Annotated in this window: 14 protein-coding genes; 6 read left to right on the forward strand and 8 right to left on the reverse strand. The window is 59.1% G+C overall.

Translation table 11 applies throughout. From position 1 onward, the window contains the following. Positions 1 to 123: 123 nt before the first annotated feature. On the forward strand, positions 124 to 1089 hold the full coding sequence (locus tag AC1RQB_RS27055) for a bile acid:sodium symporter family protein (RefSeq protein WP_007898902.1): 966 nt from the start codon (positions 124 to 126) through the stop codon (positions 1087 to 1089). 120 nt (positions 1090 to 1209) lie between these two features. Further along, entirely contained in the window at positions 1210 to 1524 is a 315-nt protein-coding gene (gene sugE, locus AC1RQB_RS27060; protein WP_008071553.1) for a quaternary ammonium compound efflux SMR transporter SugE, read from the forward strand. 125 nt (positions 1525 to 1649) lie between these two features. Here sugE and AC1RQB_RS27065 read toward each other — a convergent pair whose 3' ends face one another. Then, entirely contained in the window at positions 1650 to 3524 is a 1875-nt protein-coding gene (locus AC1RQB_RS27065; RefSeq protein WP_063342966.1) for an MFS transporter, read from the reverse strand. 127 nt (positions 3525 to 3651) lie between these two features. After that, a complete protein-coding gene (locus AC1RQB_RS27070) occupies positions 3652 to 4803 on the reverse strand; it encodes a TDT family transporter (protein WP_063342965.1) in 1152 nt (383 codons plus the stop codon). 412 nt (positions 4804 to 5215) lie between these two features. Here AC1RQB_RS27070 and AC1RQB_RS27075 point away from each other — a divergent pair, with 412 nt between their 5' ends. Next, positions 5216 to 8686 carry a hybrid sensor histidine kinase/response regulator gene (locus AC1RQB_RS27075; protein ID WP_492571705.1) on the forward strand — a complete coding sequence of 1157 codons (3471 nt, stop codon included), beginning with the start codon at positions 5216 to 5218 and terminating at the stop codon, positions 8684 to 8686. A 140-nt stretch (positions 8687 to 8826) separates the two neighbouring features. On the opposite strand, the gene AC1RQB_RS27080 is transcribed toward AC1RQB_RS27075, so the two are convergent. Both AC1RQB_RS27080 and AC1RQB_RS27085 read right to left on the reverse strand, forming a co-directional pair. Then, on the reverse strand, positions 8827 to 10191 hold the full coding sequence (locus AC1RQB_RS27080; RefSeq protein ID WP_198537245.1) for a DNA recombination protein RmuC: 1365 nt from the start codon (positions 10189 to 10191) through the stop codon (positions 8827 to 8829). 175 nt (positions 10192 to 10366) lie between these two features. Beyond that, positions 10367 to 10690, reverse strand: coding sequence for an SEL1-like repeat protein (locus AC1RQB_RS27085; protein ID WP_081235295.1), 324 nt, complete (start codon positions 10688 to 10690; stop codon positions 10367 to 10369). 981 nt (positions 10691 to 11671) lie between these two features. On the opposite strand from AC1RQB_RS27085, the gene AC1RQB_RS27090 reads away from it, so the two are divergent. From AC1RQB_RS27090 to AC1RQB_RS27100, 3 genes are all read left to right on the forward strand, one after another. Then, on the forward strand, positions 11672 to 11896 hold the full coding sequence (locus AC1RQB_RS27090; protein ID WP_007898912.1) for a hypothetical protein: 225 nt from the start codon (positions 11672 to 11674) through the stop codon (positions 11894 to 11896). Positions 11897 to 12170: 274 nt separating this feature from the next. Next, positions 12171 to 12653: a hypothetical protein gene (locus tag AC1RQB_RS27095; RefSeq protein ID WP_007898914.1), complete on the forward strand. Its 483-nt coding sequence runs from the start codon at positions 12171 to 12173 to the stop codon at positions 12651 to 12653. A gap of 146 nt (positions 12654 to 12799) precedes the next feature. After that, the gene (locus AC1RQB_RS27100) at positions 12800 to 14068 is read left to right on the forward strand and encodes an OmpP1/FadL family transporter (protein WP_063342963.1); all 1269 of its coding nucleotides are present in this window, start codon (positions 12800 to 12802) and stop codon (positions 14066 to 14068) included. Between the two features lie 83 nt (positions 14069 to 14151). Here AC1RQB_RS27100 and AC1RQB_RS27105 read toward each other — a convergent pair whose 3' ends face one another. From AC1RQB_RS27105 to AC1RQB_RS27120, 4 genes are read right to left on the reverse strand one after another with little or no spacing between them, the layout of a single operon-like run. Further along, positions 14152 to 14703 (reverse strand): glutathione peroxidase, encoded by a 552-nt coding sequence (locus AC1RQB_RS27105; protein WP_063342962.1) that lies wholly within the window; start codon positions 14701 to 14703, stop codon positions 14152 to 14154. A 56-nt stretch (positions 14704 to 14759) separates the two neighbouring features. After that, positions 14760 to 14882 carry a hypothetical protein gene (locus AC1RQB_RS27110; protein WP_008071541.1) on the reverse strand — a complete coding sequence of 41 codons (123 nt, stop codon included), beginning with the start codon at positions 14880 to 14882 and terminating at the stop codon, positions 14760 to 14762. Further along, positions 14879 to 16087 (reverse strand): MFS transporter, encoded by a 1209-nt coding sequence (locus tag AC1RQB_RS27115; protein WP_008013905.1) that lies wholly within the window; start codon positions 16085 to 16087, stop codon positions 14879 to 14881. Before AC1RQB_RS27115 ends, AC1RQB_RS27110 begins: the two co-directional genes overlap by 4 nt. A 52-nt stretch (positions 16088 to 16139) precedes the next feature. Continuing rightward, positions 16140 to 16544: a MarR family winged helix-turn-helix transcriptional regulator gene (locus AC1RQB_RS27120; RefSeq protein ID WP_048394362.1), complete on the reverse strand. Its 405-nt coding sequence runs from the start codon at positions 16542 to 16544 to the stop codon at positions 16140 to 16142. Between the last annotated feature and the right edge of the window lie 122 nt (positions 16545 to 16666).

The following is a 16666-nucleotide window of genomic DNA, read 5'->3' on the forward strand; positions in this document are numbered from 1 at the left end:
CCCCCCCCCCCCCCCCCCCCCCCCCCCCCCCCCCCCCCCCCCCCCCCCCCCCCCCCCACCCCAGCTCCCACATTGATTGGACTTCCAAACTGGGAATCCCACTTATATAACAAGGATCAGGCCATGCGCGCACTGGCTGCATTGAGTCGTTTTGTCGGCAACACCTTCGCTTACTGGGTACTGATTTTCGCCGTGGTGGCGTTTGTGCAACCGACCTGGTTCATCGGCTTGAAAGGCGCCATCGTACCGCTGCTGGGTCTGGTGATGTTCGGCATGGGCCTGACCCTCAAGCTTGAAGACTTCGCCGAAGTCGCTCGCCATCCGTGGCGCGTGGCGCTGGGCGTAGTCGCCCATTTCGTGATCATGCCCGGTGTGGCGTGGTTACTCTGCCAGGTTTTCCACCTGCCGCCAGAGATCGCCGTCGGGGTGATTCTGGTCGGCTGCTGCCCAAGCGGCACCTCCTCGAACGTGATGACCTGGCTGGCGCGTGGCGATCTGGCGTTGTCGGTGGCCATTGCCGCCGTCACTACCCTCCTCGCTCCGCTGCTGACGCCAGCGCTGATCTGGCTACTGGCTTCGGCCTGGTTGCCGGTGTCGTTCATGGAGCTGTTCTGGTCGATCCTGCAAGTCGTGCTGCTGCCGATCGTGCTCGGCGTGGTTGCCCAGCGCGTACTCGGTGATCGGGTTCGTCACGCGGTAGACGTGTTGCCACTGGTGTCGGTGGTGAGCATCGTGATCATCGTCACTGCCGTGGTAGCTGCCAGCCAGGCGAAGATTGCCGAATCCGGCCTGCTGATCATGGCCGTGGTGATGTTGCACAACAGCTTCGGCTACTTGCTGGGTTACTTCACCGGGCGCCTGTTCAACCTGCCACTGGCCCAGCGCAAATCCCTGGCACTGGAAGTCGGCATGCAGAACTCCGGCCTGGGCGCGGCCCTGGCCAGCGCGCACTTCTCGCCGCTGGCAGCGGTGCCAAGCGCGTTGTTCAGCGTCTGGCACAACATTTCCGGAGCACTGCTCTCGACGTATTTCCGTCGTATGAGCGAGAAGGAAGACCGGCAAATCGCTGCTCAGCAGGCGGCGGATTAAGCTGATAACTTGATCCTCGGGTTAATGATGGGCACTCTTATTGCGCAACGCGGGGACGACCCTGCGGCTCGATCGAATCATTAATCTGGGGACGACCCCATCCATCGATGGAGGTCTCTGATGTCCTGGATCATTCTGTTTCTTGCCGGTCTGTTCGAAGTCGGTTGGGCCGTCGGCCTGAAATACACCGACGGTTTCAGCCGCCCTCTTCCTACCGCACTGACCATCGCGGCCATGGCGATCAGCCTTGGCCTGCTGGGCCTTGCCATGAAGGAATTGCCGCTGGGCACGGCCTATGCGATCTGGACTGGCGTGGGTGCGGTGGGCACGGTGATCGCCGGGATCATTTTGTTTGGTGAATCCATGGCGTTGTTTCGGCTGGCGAGTGTGGCGTTGATTATTGCCGGGTTGGTTGGGCTCAAGGTTAGCGCTTAGGCCACTGACGCCATCGCGGGCAAGCCCGGCTCCCACAGGTTCTGTGTTGTGTCACCTATTGTGGACACACCATCAATCCCTGTGGGAGCCGGGCTTGCCCGCGAAGAGGCCCGCCCGATCAACGACTACCTGACGGCCCCACGCAATTCCCCTACCAACCCTTGCAGTGTCGCCGGTTCAGCCACTTCAACGGCCACCGCCGGCCCCGCCACCAATGTCACCCGCGACCACAACCGACGAAACATCCCCTTGTTCGGATCGCGACTGAAGAAACTCCCCCACAACCCCTGCAATGCCAGCGGAATCACCGGCACCGGCGTTTCTTCGAGAATCCGTGTCAGCCCGCCCTTGAACTCGTTGATCTCGCCATCGGCGGTCAACTTGCCTTCAGGGAAAATGCACACCAGTTCGCCGTCCTTCAGATACCGGGCGATGCGGGTGAAGGCTTTTTCGTAGATCTGAATGTCTTCCTGACGTCCGGCAATCGGAATCGTCCCCGCCGTACGGAAGATGAAGTTCAGCACCGGCAGATTGTAGATTTTGTAATACATCACAAAGCGAATCGGCCGACGTACTGCGCCGCCAATCAGCAACGCATCGACGAACGACACATGGTTGCAAACCAGCAATGCCGCGCCTTCATCGGGAATCAGCTCCAGATTGCGATGCTCAACGCGGTACATGGAATGGCCAAGCAGCCAGATCATGAAGCGCATGCTGAACTCGGGGACGATTTTGAAGATGTAAGCATTGACGCCAATGTTCAGCAGCGACACCACCAGGAATAGCTGCGGAATCGACAGCTTGGCGATGCTCAGCAAGACGATCGACACAATCGCCGACACCACCATGAACAGGGCGTTAAGAATGTTGTTGGCAGCGATCACTCGCGCCCGTTCGTTCTCGACAGTACGTGACTGGATCAGCGCATACAGTGGCACGATGTAGAAACCGCCGAAGACCCCAAGCCCGAGGATGTCGATCAACACCAGCCAGGCGTGACCGAACCCAAGGACTTCGATCCAGCCATGACCGGCAACGCTGTCTGGAATCGCGCCGGAATGCCACCACAGCAACAGGCCAAACACCGTCAGACCGAATGAGCCAAACGGCACCAGACCGATCTCGACTTTGCGCCCGGAGAGTTTCTCGCAGAGCATCGAACCCAGTGCGATACCGACCGAAAACACTGTAAGAATCAGCGTCACCACCGTCTCGTCGCCGTGCATCCATTCCTTGGCATACGCCGGGATCTGCGTCAGATAAATCGCCCCGACAAACCAGAACCATGAGTTGCCGACGATCGAACGCGATACTGCCGGAGTTTGCCCCAGGCCCAACTTCAAGGTAGCCCAGGACTGGCTGAAAATGTTCCAGTTCAAACGCATTTCCGGCGATGCCGCGGCAGCCCGGGGAATGCTGCGGCTGGCCAGGTAACCGAGCACGGCGATGCCGATGATTGCCGTGGACACGACCGGCGCGTAGTTGCTGGCCGACATCATGATACCGGCACCAATGGTCCCGGCGAGAATCGCCAGGAAAGTGCCCATTTCCACCAGGCCGTTGCCGCCCACCAGCTCTTCTTCGCGCAAGGCCTGCGGCAAGATCGAGTACTTCACCGGCCCGAACAGCGCCGAGTGGGTGCCCATGGCAAACAGCGCCACCAGCATCAGCGACAGGTGATCGAACATGAAACCGACCGCACCCACCGCCATGATGACGATTTCCCCGAGCTTGATCAGACGGATCAGCGCGTCCTTGGCAAACTTTTCCCCGAACTGCCCCGCCAGAGCCGAGAACAGGAAAAACGGCAAGATAAACAGCAACGCACACAGGTTGACCCAGATCGATCGGTCACCCTCGATGGTCAGCCGGTACAAAATGGCGAGGATCAACGACTGCTTGAAAATGTTGTCGTTGAAGGCCCCCAGCGACTGCGTGACAAAAAACGGCAGGAAGCGCCGAGTGCGAAGCAAGGTGAACTGCGAGGGGTGACTCATCTTCCATGTGTCCCTGATGTTGGGTAGCTGATGTTGGGTAACTGATGCTGGATAAAAAAGCGGCGTGACAATTGTTATTGGAATGTCGAACGTCGATCCAGGCCACAGATTACCCAATCTTTGCCGGTTATTTGTTTAATCCTGCAATGCACGGCGAAACAAACAACTCACCTCGCCATGCGCCCTGCACCGTGCGTTTGGCAACAATCAGCCACATCACCGCCAGCAACGCCACCAGTACACAGCCAAAGACACTGAAAAACGTCAGGTGCAACGTGCTCGCCAGGTTCAACGTCGCCAAAGAATAGACGCCCAACGGGAAAGTGAAGCCCCACCAGCCGAGGTTGAACGGGATACCGGCGCGCAAGTAACGCACGGTGATCAACAGCGCAATCAGCATCCACCAGAGCCCGAAGCCCCACAGCGTGATGCCGGCCACCAAGCCAAGCCCTGCGGCAATCTCGCCGATACCCGGTAAACCGTTGGCGGCAAAGATCGCTGGCGCGTCGGCCCCCAACAGCAACATGCCCAGCGCACCGGTGCCAATCGGCCCAAGGGCCAGCCAGCTTGAGGCGGCCATGTTTTCGTGGGGCAATTTATGCAACGCCATACGCAGCAACAGGATAGTCAGAATGCTGAACGCCACCGGCAGGGAAAAGGCCCACAGCACGTAGCTGGTCACCAGCACCACCAGTTGTGAATGAGCATCGGCCAGATGCGGCGCCAGCAACCCGCCGCTGGCCGCCGCCACTTCCGCCGCCACCACCGGCAACAGCCAGACCGCAGTCATCTGGTCGATGCTGTGCTCCTGACGGGTGAACATCATGTAGGGAATCAATACGCCGCAAGCCAGCGACATCGCCACGTCCAGCCACCAGAGCACTTCGGCGAGATGAATCACACCGTCGCCCCAGCGCGGCAAACCGAACAGCAGAAAGCCATTGATGAGGGTCGCAAGGCCCATGGGAATGGTGCCGAAAAACATCGAAACCGTGGAGTGCCCGAAAATCCGCCGCGCCTCGTCGAAGAACATGACCCAACGCGCGGCATACATGGCCGTGAACATAACAAACAGGACAATGTTGAACAGCCACAGGCCTTCGGCAAACGCATGCAGACCGGGATTCGCCACCGGCAATTGCGCAAGCGCCAGTGCCAATACACCCGTGCCCATGGTCGCCGCGAACCAGTTGGGGGTGAATTGGCGGATGGCTTCTCGAGGGTGCTGCAAATGACTGAGCGGTTTGATACCGGGTTTAACGCTATGGGTGCAGGTCATGGTGAACTCCTGTCCTCTCGTGAGGTGGAGCTCATGGTAGATCCGAATCGAATATCGATATAACGGGTAATATCTCTAACTGTTATCTATTTTACAGATACATAATCAGACGCAGACTTTGACGGAGTGCATTGGTTGATCGATATTGCATTGAGTGAGTAACACCCGCCTTCGCGAACAACCCCGCCCCACACTGGATTGAGGGTGCCCACATATTTTGTGTTCACTGACGATCGAGTGTGGGAGCGGGCTTGCTCGCGAAGAGGCCCCCAAACACACCAAAAATCGAACTGACTCCCAACCTGCGACACCCCGCCACGTCACGACCTTGGTCGACACTGACTAACTCAAGCGGTCATGCGAGACTGTCCTGACCGGGCGGAGTCCCGGAGGTCTTTTGTCTGGAGTTCCCATGTCGCTGTCCATCGGGCTGATCGCCACCGTCGCCCTGGCCTATATGGCCATCCTGTTCGCTATCGCCTTTTACGGTGACCGGCGCAGCACACCGTTGCCGCCACGGATGCGTGCCTGGGTGTACAGCCTGTCGCTGGCCGTTTATTGCACCAGTTGGACATTCTTTGGTGCCGTGGGCCAGGCGGCCGAGCAACTCTGGTCATTCCTGCCGATCTATCTCGGGCCGATCCTGCTGCTGGTGTGCGCGCCGTGGGTCCTGCAAAAAATGGTGATGATCAGCAAGCAGGAGAACATCACCTCCATCGCCGACTTCATCGCCGCCCGCTACGGCAAATCCCAGTCGCTGGCGGTGGTGGTGGCGCTGATCTGTCTGGTCGGCGTATTGCCCTACATCGCCTTGCAGCTCAAGGGCATCGTGCTGGGCGTGAACCTGCTGATCGGCGCCGGTGCCGACGCCATGGGCACGCGCGCGCAAGACACGGCGCTGATCGTCTCCTTGGTGCTTGCACTGTTCACGATCGTTTTTGGTACCCGCAACCTCGACGCCACAGAACACCACCGCGGCATGGTGCTGGCGATTGCTTTTGAGTCGCTGGTCAAGCTGTTCGCTTTTCTCGCGGTCGGCGCGTTCGTGACCTACGGCCTGTACGACGGTTTCGACGACCTGTTCGACCAGGCCATGCTCGCCCCGCGCCTCGAGGCGTACTGGAAAGAAACCATCAACTGGCCGTCCATGGTGGTGCAAACCGGCGTGGCGATGATGGCGATCATCTGCCTGCCCCGGCAGTTCCATGTAACCGTGGTGGAAAACATCGACCCCCAGGATCTGCGCTTGGCCAAGTGGGTGTTCCCAGCCTATCTGGCGCTGGCGGCGCTGTTTGTCGTGCCGATCGCACTGGCCGGTCAGATGATGCTGCCCAGTTCGGTGCTGCCGGACTCATTCGTCATCAGCCTGCCTCTGGCCGAATCTCACCCTGCCTTGGCGATGCTGGCGTTTATCGGCGGTGCTTCGGCGGCGACCGGTATGGTGATCGTGGCCAGCGTGGCGCTGTCGACCATGCTCTCCAATGACATGCTGCTGCCGTGGTTGCTGCGGCGTAACAACGCGGAGCGGCCGTTCGAAGTGTTCCGCCAGTGGATGCTTTCGGTGCGCCGGGTGAGCATCGTGGTCATTCTGCTGTTGGCCTACGTCAGTTATCGACTGCTGGGCTCCACCGCGAGCCTGGCGACCATCGGCCAGATCGCCTTCGCCGCCGTGACCCAACTGGCCCCGGCCATGCTCGGCGCGCTGTACTGGAAACAGGCTAACCGTCGAGGGGTGTTCGCGGGGCTAGCCACTGGGACGTTCCTCTGGTTCTACACCCTGGTGTTGCCGATCGCCGCCAAGAGTCTCGGCCTGCCCCTGAGCAGTTTTCCGGGGCTGGCATGGCTGCAAGGCAACCCGTTGAACCTGCCGATCACGCCGCTGACTCAAGGCGTGGTGCTGTCCCTGGCGGGCAACTTCACCCTGTTCGCCTGGGTCTCGGTGCTGTCGCGCACGCGGGTTTCGGAGCACTGGCAGGCCGGCCGCTTCATCGGCCAGGAAATCAGCGCGCGACCCAACGCCCGCTCAATGCTGGCAGTACAGATCAACGACTTGCTGCAACTGGCTGCCCGTTTTGTCGGCGAAGAACGCGCTCGTCAGAGTTTCATCCGTTTCGCCTACCGTCAGGGCAAAGGCTTCAGCCCGACCCAGAACGCGGACGGTGAATGGATCGCCCATACCGAACGCTTGCTGGCCGGTGTACTCGGCGCATCTTCGACCCGGGCGGTGGTAAAAGCCGCCATCGAAGGTCGGGAAATGCAACTCGAGGATGTGGTGCGGATCGCCGACGAAACTTCGGAGGTGCTGCAGTTCAACCGAGCCTTGCTGCAAGGCGCCATCGAGAACATCACCCAGGGCATCAGCGTGGTCGACCAGTCGTTGAAACTGGTGGCCTGGAACCGGCGCTACCTTGAGCTGTTCAACTACCCCGACGGTTTGATCAGCGTGGGCCGGCCGATTGCCGACATCATTCGCTACAACGCTGAGCGCGGTCTGTGCGGGCCCGGCGAAGCGCAAGTGCATGTCGCCCGTCGTTTGCACTGGATGCGTCAGGGCCGGGCCCATACCTCCGAACGGTTGTTCCCCAATGGTCGAGTGATCGAGCTGATCGGTAACCCGATGCCCGGCGGCGGTTTCGTCATGAGTTTCACCGACATCACCGCGTTCCGCGAGGCCGAACAAGCGCTGACCGAAGCGAACGAAGGCCTCGAGCAACGGGTCATCGAACGGACCCACGAACTGTCGCAACTCAACGTTGCCCTGACCGAAGCCAAGGGCACCGCCGAATCGGCCAACCAGTCGAAAACCCGTTTCCTGGCTGCCGTCAGCCATGACTTGATGCAACCGCTGAACGCTGCGCGACTGTTCTCTGCCGCCCTCTCCCACCAGGAGGAAAACCTATCCAGTGAAGCCCGGAAACTGGTTCATCACCTGGACAGTTCACTGCGCTCGGCCGAGGACCTGATCAGCGACCTGCTGGACATTTCCCGCCTGGAAAACGGCAAGATCAACCCTGATCGCAAGCCCTTCGAGCTCAATGATTTATTCCATACGCTAGGCGCCGAGTTCAAGGCTCTGGCGCAGGAACAGGGGCTGAAATTTCGCGTCAGGGGCAGCGCGCTGCGGGTCGATAGCGACATCAAACTGCTGCGACGGATTTTGCAGAACTTCCTGACCAACGCCTTCCGCTACGCCAAAGGGCCGGTGCTGCTCGGCGTTCGGCGGCGCAACGGCGAGCTATGCCTTGAGGTCTGGGACCGTGGGCCGGGTATTCCAGAAGACAAACTGCAGGTGATTTTCGAAGAATTCAAACGCCTCGACAGCCACCAGACCCGGGCCGAGAAAGGTCTGGGCCTGGGCCTGGCGATTGCCGATGGGCTGTGTCGCGTGCTGGGTCACACCTTGCGCGTGCGTTCCTGGCCGGGTCGCGGCAGTGTGTTCAGTGTCAGCGTACCGCTAGCTCGGGCACAAGCCGCGACGCCGGCCAAAGTGGCCGAACTCAATGGCCATTTGCTCAGCGGCGCGCAGGTGCTGTGTATCGATAACGAAGACAGCATCCTGATCGGCATGAACAGTTTGCTGACGCGCTGGGGTTGCCAGGTCTGGACCGCACGCAACCGTGAGGAATGCGCGACGCTGCTCGGCGATGGGATGCGCCCGCAACTGGCGCTGGTGGATTACCACCTGGACGATGGCGAAACCGGGACCGAGTTGATGGCCTGGTTGCGCACGCAACTGGGCGAGCCGGTGCCAGGGGTAGTGATCAGTGCCGATGGACGGCCGGAGACGGTGGCCCAGGTGCATGCAGCTGGCCTGGATTACCTGGCCAAACCGGTGAAACCGGCGGCGTTGCGGGCGTTGTTGAGTCGGTATTTGCCGTTGTAGTGCGGCAGGTTTGAACCCTGCAGTGGGGCGATTGACGCCTTCGCGAGCAAGCCCGCTCCCACAGTGGATTGGTGTTGTTGCACAAATAGAGTGAACACCACAAACCCTGTGGGAGCGGGCTTGCTCGCGAAGCTTTTCGGCTACTCCGGCAGTTCGGCCAAGCCATCGACATCGGTCATCGCTCGCTCCAGCAGGTCCGCCGGCAAGCTCTTGCTGGCCCGCGCCCCGAGCAACTTGAGCTGCTCGCTGCGGCTGACCAGGTTGCCGCGGCCTTCTGTCAGCTTATTGCGTGCAGAGCTGTAGGCCTTGTCCAGTTGCTGCAGGCGATTGCCGACTTCATCCAGATCCTGAATGAACAACACGAACTTGTCGTACAGCCAACCGGCGCGCTCGGCGATTTCCCGGGCGTTCTGGCTCTGGCGCTCCTGCTTCCACAAGCTATCGATGACCCGCAAAGTGGCCAGCAACGTGGTCGGGCTGACGATCACGATATTGCGGTCGAATGCCTCCTGAAACAGCGTCGGCTCAGCCTGCAACGCCGCAGAAAACGCCGCTTCGATCGGGACGAAAAGCAGAACGAAATCCAGGCTGTGCAAGCCGTCGAGCCGCTTGTAGTCCTTGCCGGCCAAGCCTTTGACGTGAGCGCGCAGGGACAGCACATGCTGCTTGATGGCGATCTGGCCGATGGCATCATCCTCGGCCGCCACGTATTGCTGATAGGCCGTGAGGCTGACTTTGGAATCGACCACGACCTGCTTGTCGCCCGGCAGGTAAATAATCACATCCGGCTGGAAACGCTCACCGTCCGGCCCCTTGAGATTGACCTGGGTCTGATACTCACGCCCCTTCTCCAGACCCGCGTGCTCAAGCACCCGCTCGAGAATCAGCTCGCCCCAGTTGCCTTGGGTTTTCTGCCCCTTCAAGGCGCGCGTCAGGTTAGTGGCTTCATCGCTCAGGCGCAGGTTCAGCTGTTGCAGCCGCTCCAGTTCCTTGGCCAGGGAAAAACGCTCGCGGGCTTCAGCCTGATAGCTTTCCTCAACGCGCTTTTCGAACGACTGAATGCGCTCCTTCAACGGATCGAGCAACTGCCCCAAACGCTGCTGACTGGTTTCGGCAAAACGCTGCTCACGCTCGTCGAAGATCTTGCCCGCCAGCTCGGCGAATTGCGCGCGCAGCTCGTCTCGCGAGCCTTGAAGGTCGTTGAGACGCTGCTGATGGCTTTCCTGCTGCTCACGCAGCTCGGCATTGAGAGAGGCGGCCTGAGCGTCGAGGCGACGCAACTCAGCCTCTTTGCCGGCGCGTTCGATGTTCCAGGCGTGAGATGCGTCGCGGGCGTCGTCGCGTTCGATCTGCAGCAGTTCGACTTCACGGCGCACGGCGGCCAGATCCGCTTGTTTGGCGGCATTGGCCTGGCTCAGGTCAGCGATTTCATCACGGCAAGTATCAAGCTGGGCATTCAAGCCGTCCTGCGTCAGTTGGGCAATGGCAAGGCGCTCTTCCAGTATTGCCAGCTCGGCCTGCCCCGCGCTCGCCCGACGCTGAAGTTGCCAGGCTAGTACCAGTAACGGCAACCCAGCGCCAGCCAGCCCCAGCAATGCGCTGGTCAAGTCCATCGCCATAGCCACTCCTGCCGATTCGATAAAGCGTGAAGGTTAACCAAGGCGTCAGGTCTTGGACAGCTCAGTCTTCGCTCAGGCCCAGTTCCTGTTGCGCACGTCGGTCGCCCGCACGCGCGGCCTGACGCAGGAGCTCCTGGCCAATGCGGCGATCCCGGGCGTTACCGCATTCGCGGCACATTAGCAGGCCGAGACGGCTTTGCGCGGCCACGACGCCTTCACGGGCAGGCTGCTTAAGCAAGCGTCCGGCGAAGTGTTTGATGTTGGAGTTTTCGCCCAGGCGCGGGCTGTCGAGTAGCCACTCGGCCACGCGCATCGAAAAGCGCTTGGGTGGGGTAACACTGAGGGGGGTGGAAGCAGCAGAGATTGATACTGAGCGAAACTTCATAAAGCACTGTAGGGCAGATCGGAAGGCGCGCCACTCTACTCTTTTTTTCGTACAGGTAAAGTCGAAAAAAGCCTGCACGCCCGTCCTAGAGCAAGCGCTTGGGACAATCCACAGAAGCTGTGGATAACTCAGTGGACAACCGCCTTTCAACTCGCGCAAAGCCGTGTGGCGTGGGGCTCGCAGTCAAACTGACGATTTTTTCACCAGTAAAAAAAAGCGATGTTTTTCATTGACTTAAATTTTCATTACAGGCACCCACTCCCGTTGAGGCGAGGATGACAGTGGGATGACAGTTCGCGCAATTTATGTGCACAAGTACCTGTGAGGCGGTTATATCGATGCGCTTTTTCGGCGCGCTTTTCGGTAGCGTCTGGGGATAAACCCGAGCAACCCTTGCCGCCGGTCGATCCTGAGGCGATCGTTCTCTCGGATCAACGGTCGGGTTCTGGGCAATTGCGGGGCACTGGCCTGCTCTTTGACCGCTCAATCGAGACTTGCCGACAGGCACTTCAGCGCTTTTTTTCAAACAGACTTCCCTTCCACAGTTCAATCCGTTAGTATCCGCGGCGTTAGTACCAAGCTGAAAGTCAATTCTGGTCGAACAAATCCCCCGGTCAGCCTTCCCTAAGAGAAGCCTCCACCGACAAAACGGGATCGACCACCTCGATGGTTTCCAGGTAAATCTTGCGCCAACACAGCCTTTGAATCGAAAGCAAAGGGTGTTGCCAAGCTCACTTACTCTGACCGAACCAGCCTGCAAATTGATCAGGATCTTCACCCCGGGCCCAGAACCTTTGCCCTTGATGTGTTGCCTGCCCTCCTAAGTACCTACCTGCCAGCCCAAGCGCGCCAATTTATCAGCGCTTCAAACTGGCTGCTTTGTTCCAGTCGGGTTCTTCGTTCGACCAATGGTGGTCGTCGTCACTGGAACGTTTTAACTTTGCACGGTTCTTATCCGTGTCGCTTGTAGGAACACCAATTATGTCCACTCAAATCCACACTCAGGATGCCATTCGCACCCTAACCAACGCTTTTGCTCCAATGAACTGCCTGATCATGGCCGCTCGCAAAGGCTGCTTCAGCTTCACTCTGGTCAACGAACACGGCATCGCTCGTCATAGCGAACGCCTGTACCCTGATCAATACTCCAGCGCAGAACCGCTGCAGGCTGTGATCGAGCGTACTCGCCAGGCACTGGTTGCCTGAGACGCCAGAAAAGCTGAAAACCTAAAAAGCCCTGCTGAAAAGCGGGGCTTTTTATTGCCCGATATTTCTCATTTCGCGACCTGCGGCTAAGCACCAACCGATATAACGGTTATAACTCGAAGCCGGAAATATTTTAAAAACAGTCCTTTACAGCGAAATAATGACACTACACTTCAACTCAAGCGGCTTGATCCGCTTGCGGCGAGCCTGAATCGATCCAACTGCTGCCAAGGCCCTTCAGGTATCGCCGACCACTTCCTGTTTCGAGGGCTTTATGGGAATCGCTGCCAGCGAACTGTGTCGTTATGTGATCCGTCCGACGTTGATCTACCTCGGACGCCACAGCGCAACTGCCGAATCCCTGCTGCTGGGCATCGCCGCCAGTCAGTCAGCCCTTGGTTCAGCCCTGCATGACCGCCGTGGACACGGCCTGTACCGAATCACCGAACCCCGCCACCAGGCTCTTTGGGATCACTATCTGGCCCTGGACCCGGATCGGGCAAGCCTGGTCCGCGGCCTTGCCAGCCAGCATGCTTTTCTCAGCGGGCCGCATCTGGAATTGACCGTCAACCTGCGTTACGCCACCGCCATTGCCTGGCTGCTGGTAGAAGAACAGAACACTCCCCTCCCCGCCTCCGATGACTTGTTGGGAATGGCCCGAATCTGGCGCCAGACTTTCCAGCCCCAAGGTCGCCTGCGAGATTTCACCTACGCGTGGCAGACCTGTGTTTCATCGTTGAATCAGGTCGCCTGCTAAGCCACCCATTTCCGAAAATCGCACAACAGGTAGCGATTTTGGTCGGATTGTCCTACAAAACCGCTCTAACTCAAGCGTTACAGGCTATAGCGCCCAGACGAAAATCTTGGTAATTTCCGCGCCGGTGATCACCAGGAATTCTAATAATGAAAAAAGTAATGCTCAAAACCACCATTAGCCTCGCCGTTGCCATGGCATCCACCCAACTCTTCGCAAGTGGCTTCGCACTCAACGAACAAAGCATCAGCGGGATGGGGACAGGTTTTGCCGGGCGATCTTCATCTGCCGACGACGCATCTACAGTTTTTGGTAACCCTGCCGGCATGTCTCGCCTCAAGCGCGAACAAGTGAGCGGTGGTGTTGCATTTATCGACGCGCACGCTGATATCAGTGATGCGAGCTCCAGCCCGAACAGTGGCACCAACAAAGGTGACATGGTCCCTTTCATGGGCGTGCCCATGGGCTACTACGTAAAGCCAATCGATGACCAGTGGGCATTCGGTTTCGGCGTCTACGCTCCATTCGGCCTGGTGACCGACTATGAGAACGGCTTCGCCGGCAAATACTTCGGCAGCAAGAGCGAAGTCAAAATTGTGACTCTCCAGCCAACCGTCAGCTACGCCTTCAACGACAAGGTGTCGATCGGTTTTGGTCCGACCATCAACCACATTTCCGGCACCCTGGAATCGAACCTGTCGATCACTCAGGCCGCGCCGGACGGCAAGGTCAAGATCGAGGGTGACGACACCGCGCTGGGCTACAACATCGGCGTGCTGGTTCAAGCCACCGACAGCACGCGCGTCGGCCTGACCTACCACTCGAAAGTGAAGTACAAGCTCGAAGGCGACACCAAGGTCAATTACAACCTCCTCGGTGCCGTTGGTCAGAACCCGAACCAGAAGTACGATGCGTCTCTGGATATCACCACGCCTGAGTCGGTCGACTTCTCGGTCACTCATCAACTGGATGACCAGTGGACGCTCTACGCAGGTAGCACCTGGACTCGCTGGAGCCGCCTGAAAGAAATCACCGTCGAAAACAAAGGCGTTCCGACCCTCCTCAATGGCCAGTTCGGTACCATCACCGAAGAACAGAACTGGCACGACACCTGGGCGCACGCCATCGGCGCTTCGTACCAGTTGAACAAACAATGGGTCCTGCGTACCGGCCTGTCCGTTGACCAGGCACCGACCAATAACGAAAACCGTTCCCCGCGCATTCCGACTGGCGATCGCAAGATTTTCAGCCTGGGCGCCGGCTGGAGCCCGACCGACGACCTGACCATCGACGTAGCGTACTCGTACCTGCGCGAAGAGTCGGTCAAGGTCAACAACAGCAACGGCCGTCAGAACTACAGCGCAGAGTATGAAAACTATGCGAACGGTTTCGGTGTTGGCGCGACATACCGTTTCTGATGATTCACGGCGACTCCCTCGCCGCCTGAATTGAAAAAGCCCCGCGCTCTTGTACAGAGGCGGGGCTTTTTAGTGCGCGTCGATCAGGGTTTCGATGCGAGGGCTTTCTCCACCGCCTCGATGAACTCAGGATTATCCGGCTTGGTCAGGCTGGAGAAATTGGCGATCACCTTGCCCTGGCGATCGACCACGTACTTGTAGAAATTCCACTTCGGCGAACTGCTTTGTTCAGCGAGAACCTTGAACAAATGCGTTGCGTCATCGCCGCGGACTTTCTGCGGCTCGGTCATGGTGAAAGTCACGCCGTAGTTCACGTAACAAACCTTGGCAGTCTCTGCGCCATCCTTGGACTCCTGCTTGAAGTCATTGGACGGCACACCAACCACTTCAAGCCCTTGATCCTTGTAACGCTGATACAGCGCCTCAAGGCCTTTGAATTGCGGAGCGAAGCCACAGAAGCTCGCTGTGTTGACCACCACCAGCGGCTTACCGGCGAAGCGCTGGCACAGATCGATGGATTCCTTGGCGCGCAGCTTGGGCAAAGAGCCTTGTAGCAACTCCGGGCATTCTGCCGCCTGGGCCAGCCCGGTGAAAGCCATCAACAATGCGGGAACTGCAAGCCAGCGCATCAGCATGTCGGTGCATCCTTGAACAATCGTCAGAAAACGAAATTACTCGCCTTCGCCGCTCGCTAGCAAGCACCCATGCCCAGCTGCATCAATGCCAGGCCACCCTGATGCCAGCCCCACCATGCCAGGGCCAGTAACAATATGCCGACGCCGATAGCAGCCATCTGCGGCCAGAGACTGTTCATGCAGCACTCATCCGGGTTTGCAGACGCGCCACCGGCTGCTCGCGCACCGGCCAGTTCAGAGCTGCGGCCACCAGACTCAAGAGAATCGCCACTTGCCAGATCAAGTCATAACTCCCGGTTCGGTCATACACCACCCCACCCAACCATCCGCCGAGGAACGAGCCGAGCTGATGGAAGAGGAAAACGATCCCACCGAGCATGGACAAATTTCGTACACCGAACAAGGTCGCCACCGTGCCATTGGTCAAGGGCACCGTAGACAACCAGAGAAACCCCATGGCCATGCCGAACAGATAAGCCGTGACCTGAGTGACCGGCGCCCAGAGGAACAGCACAATCACCACCGCCCGCAACAGATACAAACCGGTGAGCAAGCGCGGCTTGGACATCCGCCCGCCGAGCCAGCCAGCGGTGTAGGTGCCGAAAATATTGAACAGACCGATCAGCGCCAGCACCGTGGTGCCGACGGAGGCTGGCAAGTGTTGGTCCACCAGATAGGCCGGCAAGTGCACGCCGATGAACACCACCTGAAAACCGCAGACAAAAAAACCGAACGCCAACAGCCAGAATCCTGAATGGGAACAGGCTTCGCGCAGCGCTTCAGAGAGGGTTTGCTCGTGTCCGAGAACCGGCAGCGGCTTGTCCTTGAGCATGCTCACCAGCGGCACGATCAGCGCCACCACCAGGCCCAACACCAGCAATGCCGCAGACCAGCCAAGCCAGCCGATCAGCCCCAGCGTGCCGGGCAACATGGCGAATTGACCGAAAGAACCGGCGGCGCTGGCGATGCCCATGCCCATGCTGCGTTTTTCCGGTGGCACGGCACGGCCGACCACGCCGAGGATCACCGAAAACGAGGTGCCGGACAGGCCGATACCGATCAACAGCCCCGCGCTCAAGGACAAGGTCACCGCCGAATCGGACAACCCCATGAACACCAGACCCAGGGCGTACAGAACACCACCGATCAACACCACCTTCGCAGCGCCAAAGCGGTCGGCCAGTGCGCCGGTGAATGGCTGTGCCAGGCCCCAGATCAGGTTCTGCAAAGCAATGGCGAAGGCAAACACTTCGCGGCCCCAGCCGAACTCGGCACTCATGGGCGCCAGAAATAGCCCGAAACCGTGTCGCACCCCCAAGGACAACGCCAGAATCAGCGCACTCCCCAACAGCACCCAACCGCACGTACGCCACATCGATGTCATTCTTGTTCTCCGGTAGCGGGTATATACCCGCTTAAGATCGAACAAACTGGCCTCAAGCCAGTTCGTCCAGCAGTTTCAGCAAGGTTTCACGCTTTTCGGCACCCAGACGGTCGATCAACCGCTGCTGCGCCGCTTCCCAGGCTGGCAACGCCGCCGCCAGGCGTTCGCGCCCTGTCTCGGTGAGCAGGACGATACGATTGCGCATGTCCTCGCCTTCGACCAGCGTCACCAGACCTTCGCCCTCCAGCACCCGCAGATTGCGCCCCAAGGTGCTGCGATCCAGGCCCATGGCCTCGGCCAGAGACGAGATGCTTGGCTGATCCAGACGCTGCAGATTGCACAGCAGAGAATACTGGGCAACGTTGATCCCGAAGCCGTCGAGGGCGCCGTCGTAATGCCTGCTGACGCCACGAGCGGCGCGACGCAGGTTAGTGCACAAACATTGAGAAGGAAGCATAGTGCGTGTATATACCCGCGGTTAAATGAATGCAAATTTTTTGATACATATTACCCCTAGGAGCGAGGCTTGCCCGCGAAGGCGGCGGCACAGCCAACATTGATATCGACTGACACTCCGCC

This window comes from Pseudomonas sp. GW822-FHT02E03 (assembly GCF_058802325.1).

Coding starts and splice junctions, on each gene's coding strand:
- AC1RQB_RS27055 (WP_007898902.1), top strand. CDS start 124: ATGCGCGCACTGGCTGCATTGAGTCGTTTTGTCGGCAACACCTTCGCT.
- sugE (WP_008071553.1), top strand. CDS start 1,210: ATGTCCTGGATCATTCTGTTTCTTGCCGGTCTGTTCGAAGTCGGTTGG.
- AC1RQB_RS27065 (WP_063342966.1), bottom strand. CDS start 3,524: ATGAGTCACCCCTCGCAGTTCACCTTGCTTCGCACTCGGCGCTTCCTG.
- AC1RQB_RS27070 (WP_063342965.1), bottom strand. CDS start 4,803: ATGACCTGCACCCATAGCGTTAAACCCGGTATCAAACCGCTCAGTCAT.
- AC1RQB_RS27075 (WP_492571705.1), top strand. CDS start 5,216: ATGTCGCTGTCCATCGGGCTGATCGCCACCGTCGCCCTGGCCTATATG.
- AC1RQB_RS27085 (WP_081235295.1), bottom strand. CDS start 10,690: ATGAAGTTTCGCTCAGTATCAATCTCTGCTGCTTCCACCCCCCTCAGT.
- AC1RQB_RS27090 (WP_007898912.1), top strand. CDS start 11,672: ATGTCCACTCAAATCCACACTCAGGATGCCATTCGCACCCTAACCAAC.
- AC1RQB_RS27095 (WP_007898914.1), top strand. CDS start 12,171: ATGGGAATCGCTGCCAGCGAACTGTGTCGTTATGTGATCCGTCCGACG.
- AC1RQB_RS27100 (WP_063342963.1), top strand. CDS start 12,800: ATGAAAAAAGTAATGCTCAAAACCACCATTAGCCTCGCCGTTGCCATG.
- AC1RQB_RS27105 (WP_063342962.1), bottom strand. CDS start 14,703: ATGCTGATGCGCTGGCTTGCAGTTCCCGCATTGTTGATGGCTTTCACC.
- AC1RQB_RS27110 (WP_008071541.1), bottom strand. CDS start 14,882: ATGAACAGTCTCTGGCCGCAGATGGCTGCTATCGGCGTCGGCATATTG.
- AC1RQB_RS27115 (WP_008013905.1), bottom strand. CDS start 16,087: ATGACATCGATGTGGCGTACGTGCGGTTGGGTGCTGTTGGGGAGTGCG.
- AC1RQB_RS27120 (WP_048394362.1), bottom strand. CDS start 16,544: ATGCTTCCTTCTCAATGTTTGTGCACTAACCTGCGTCGCGCCGCTCGT.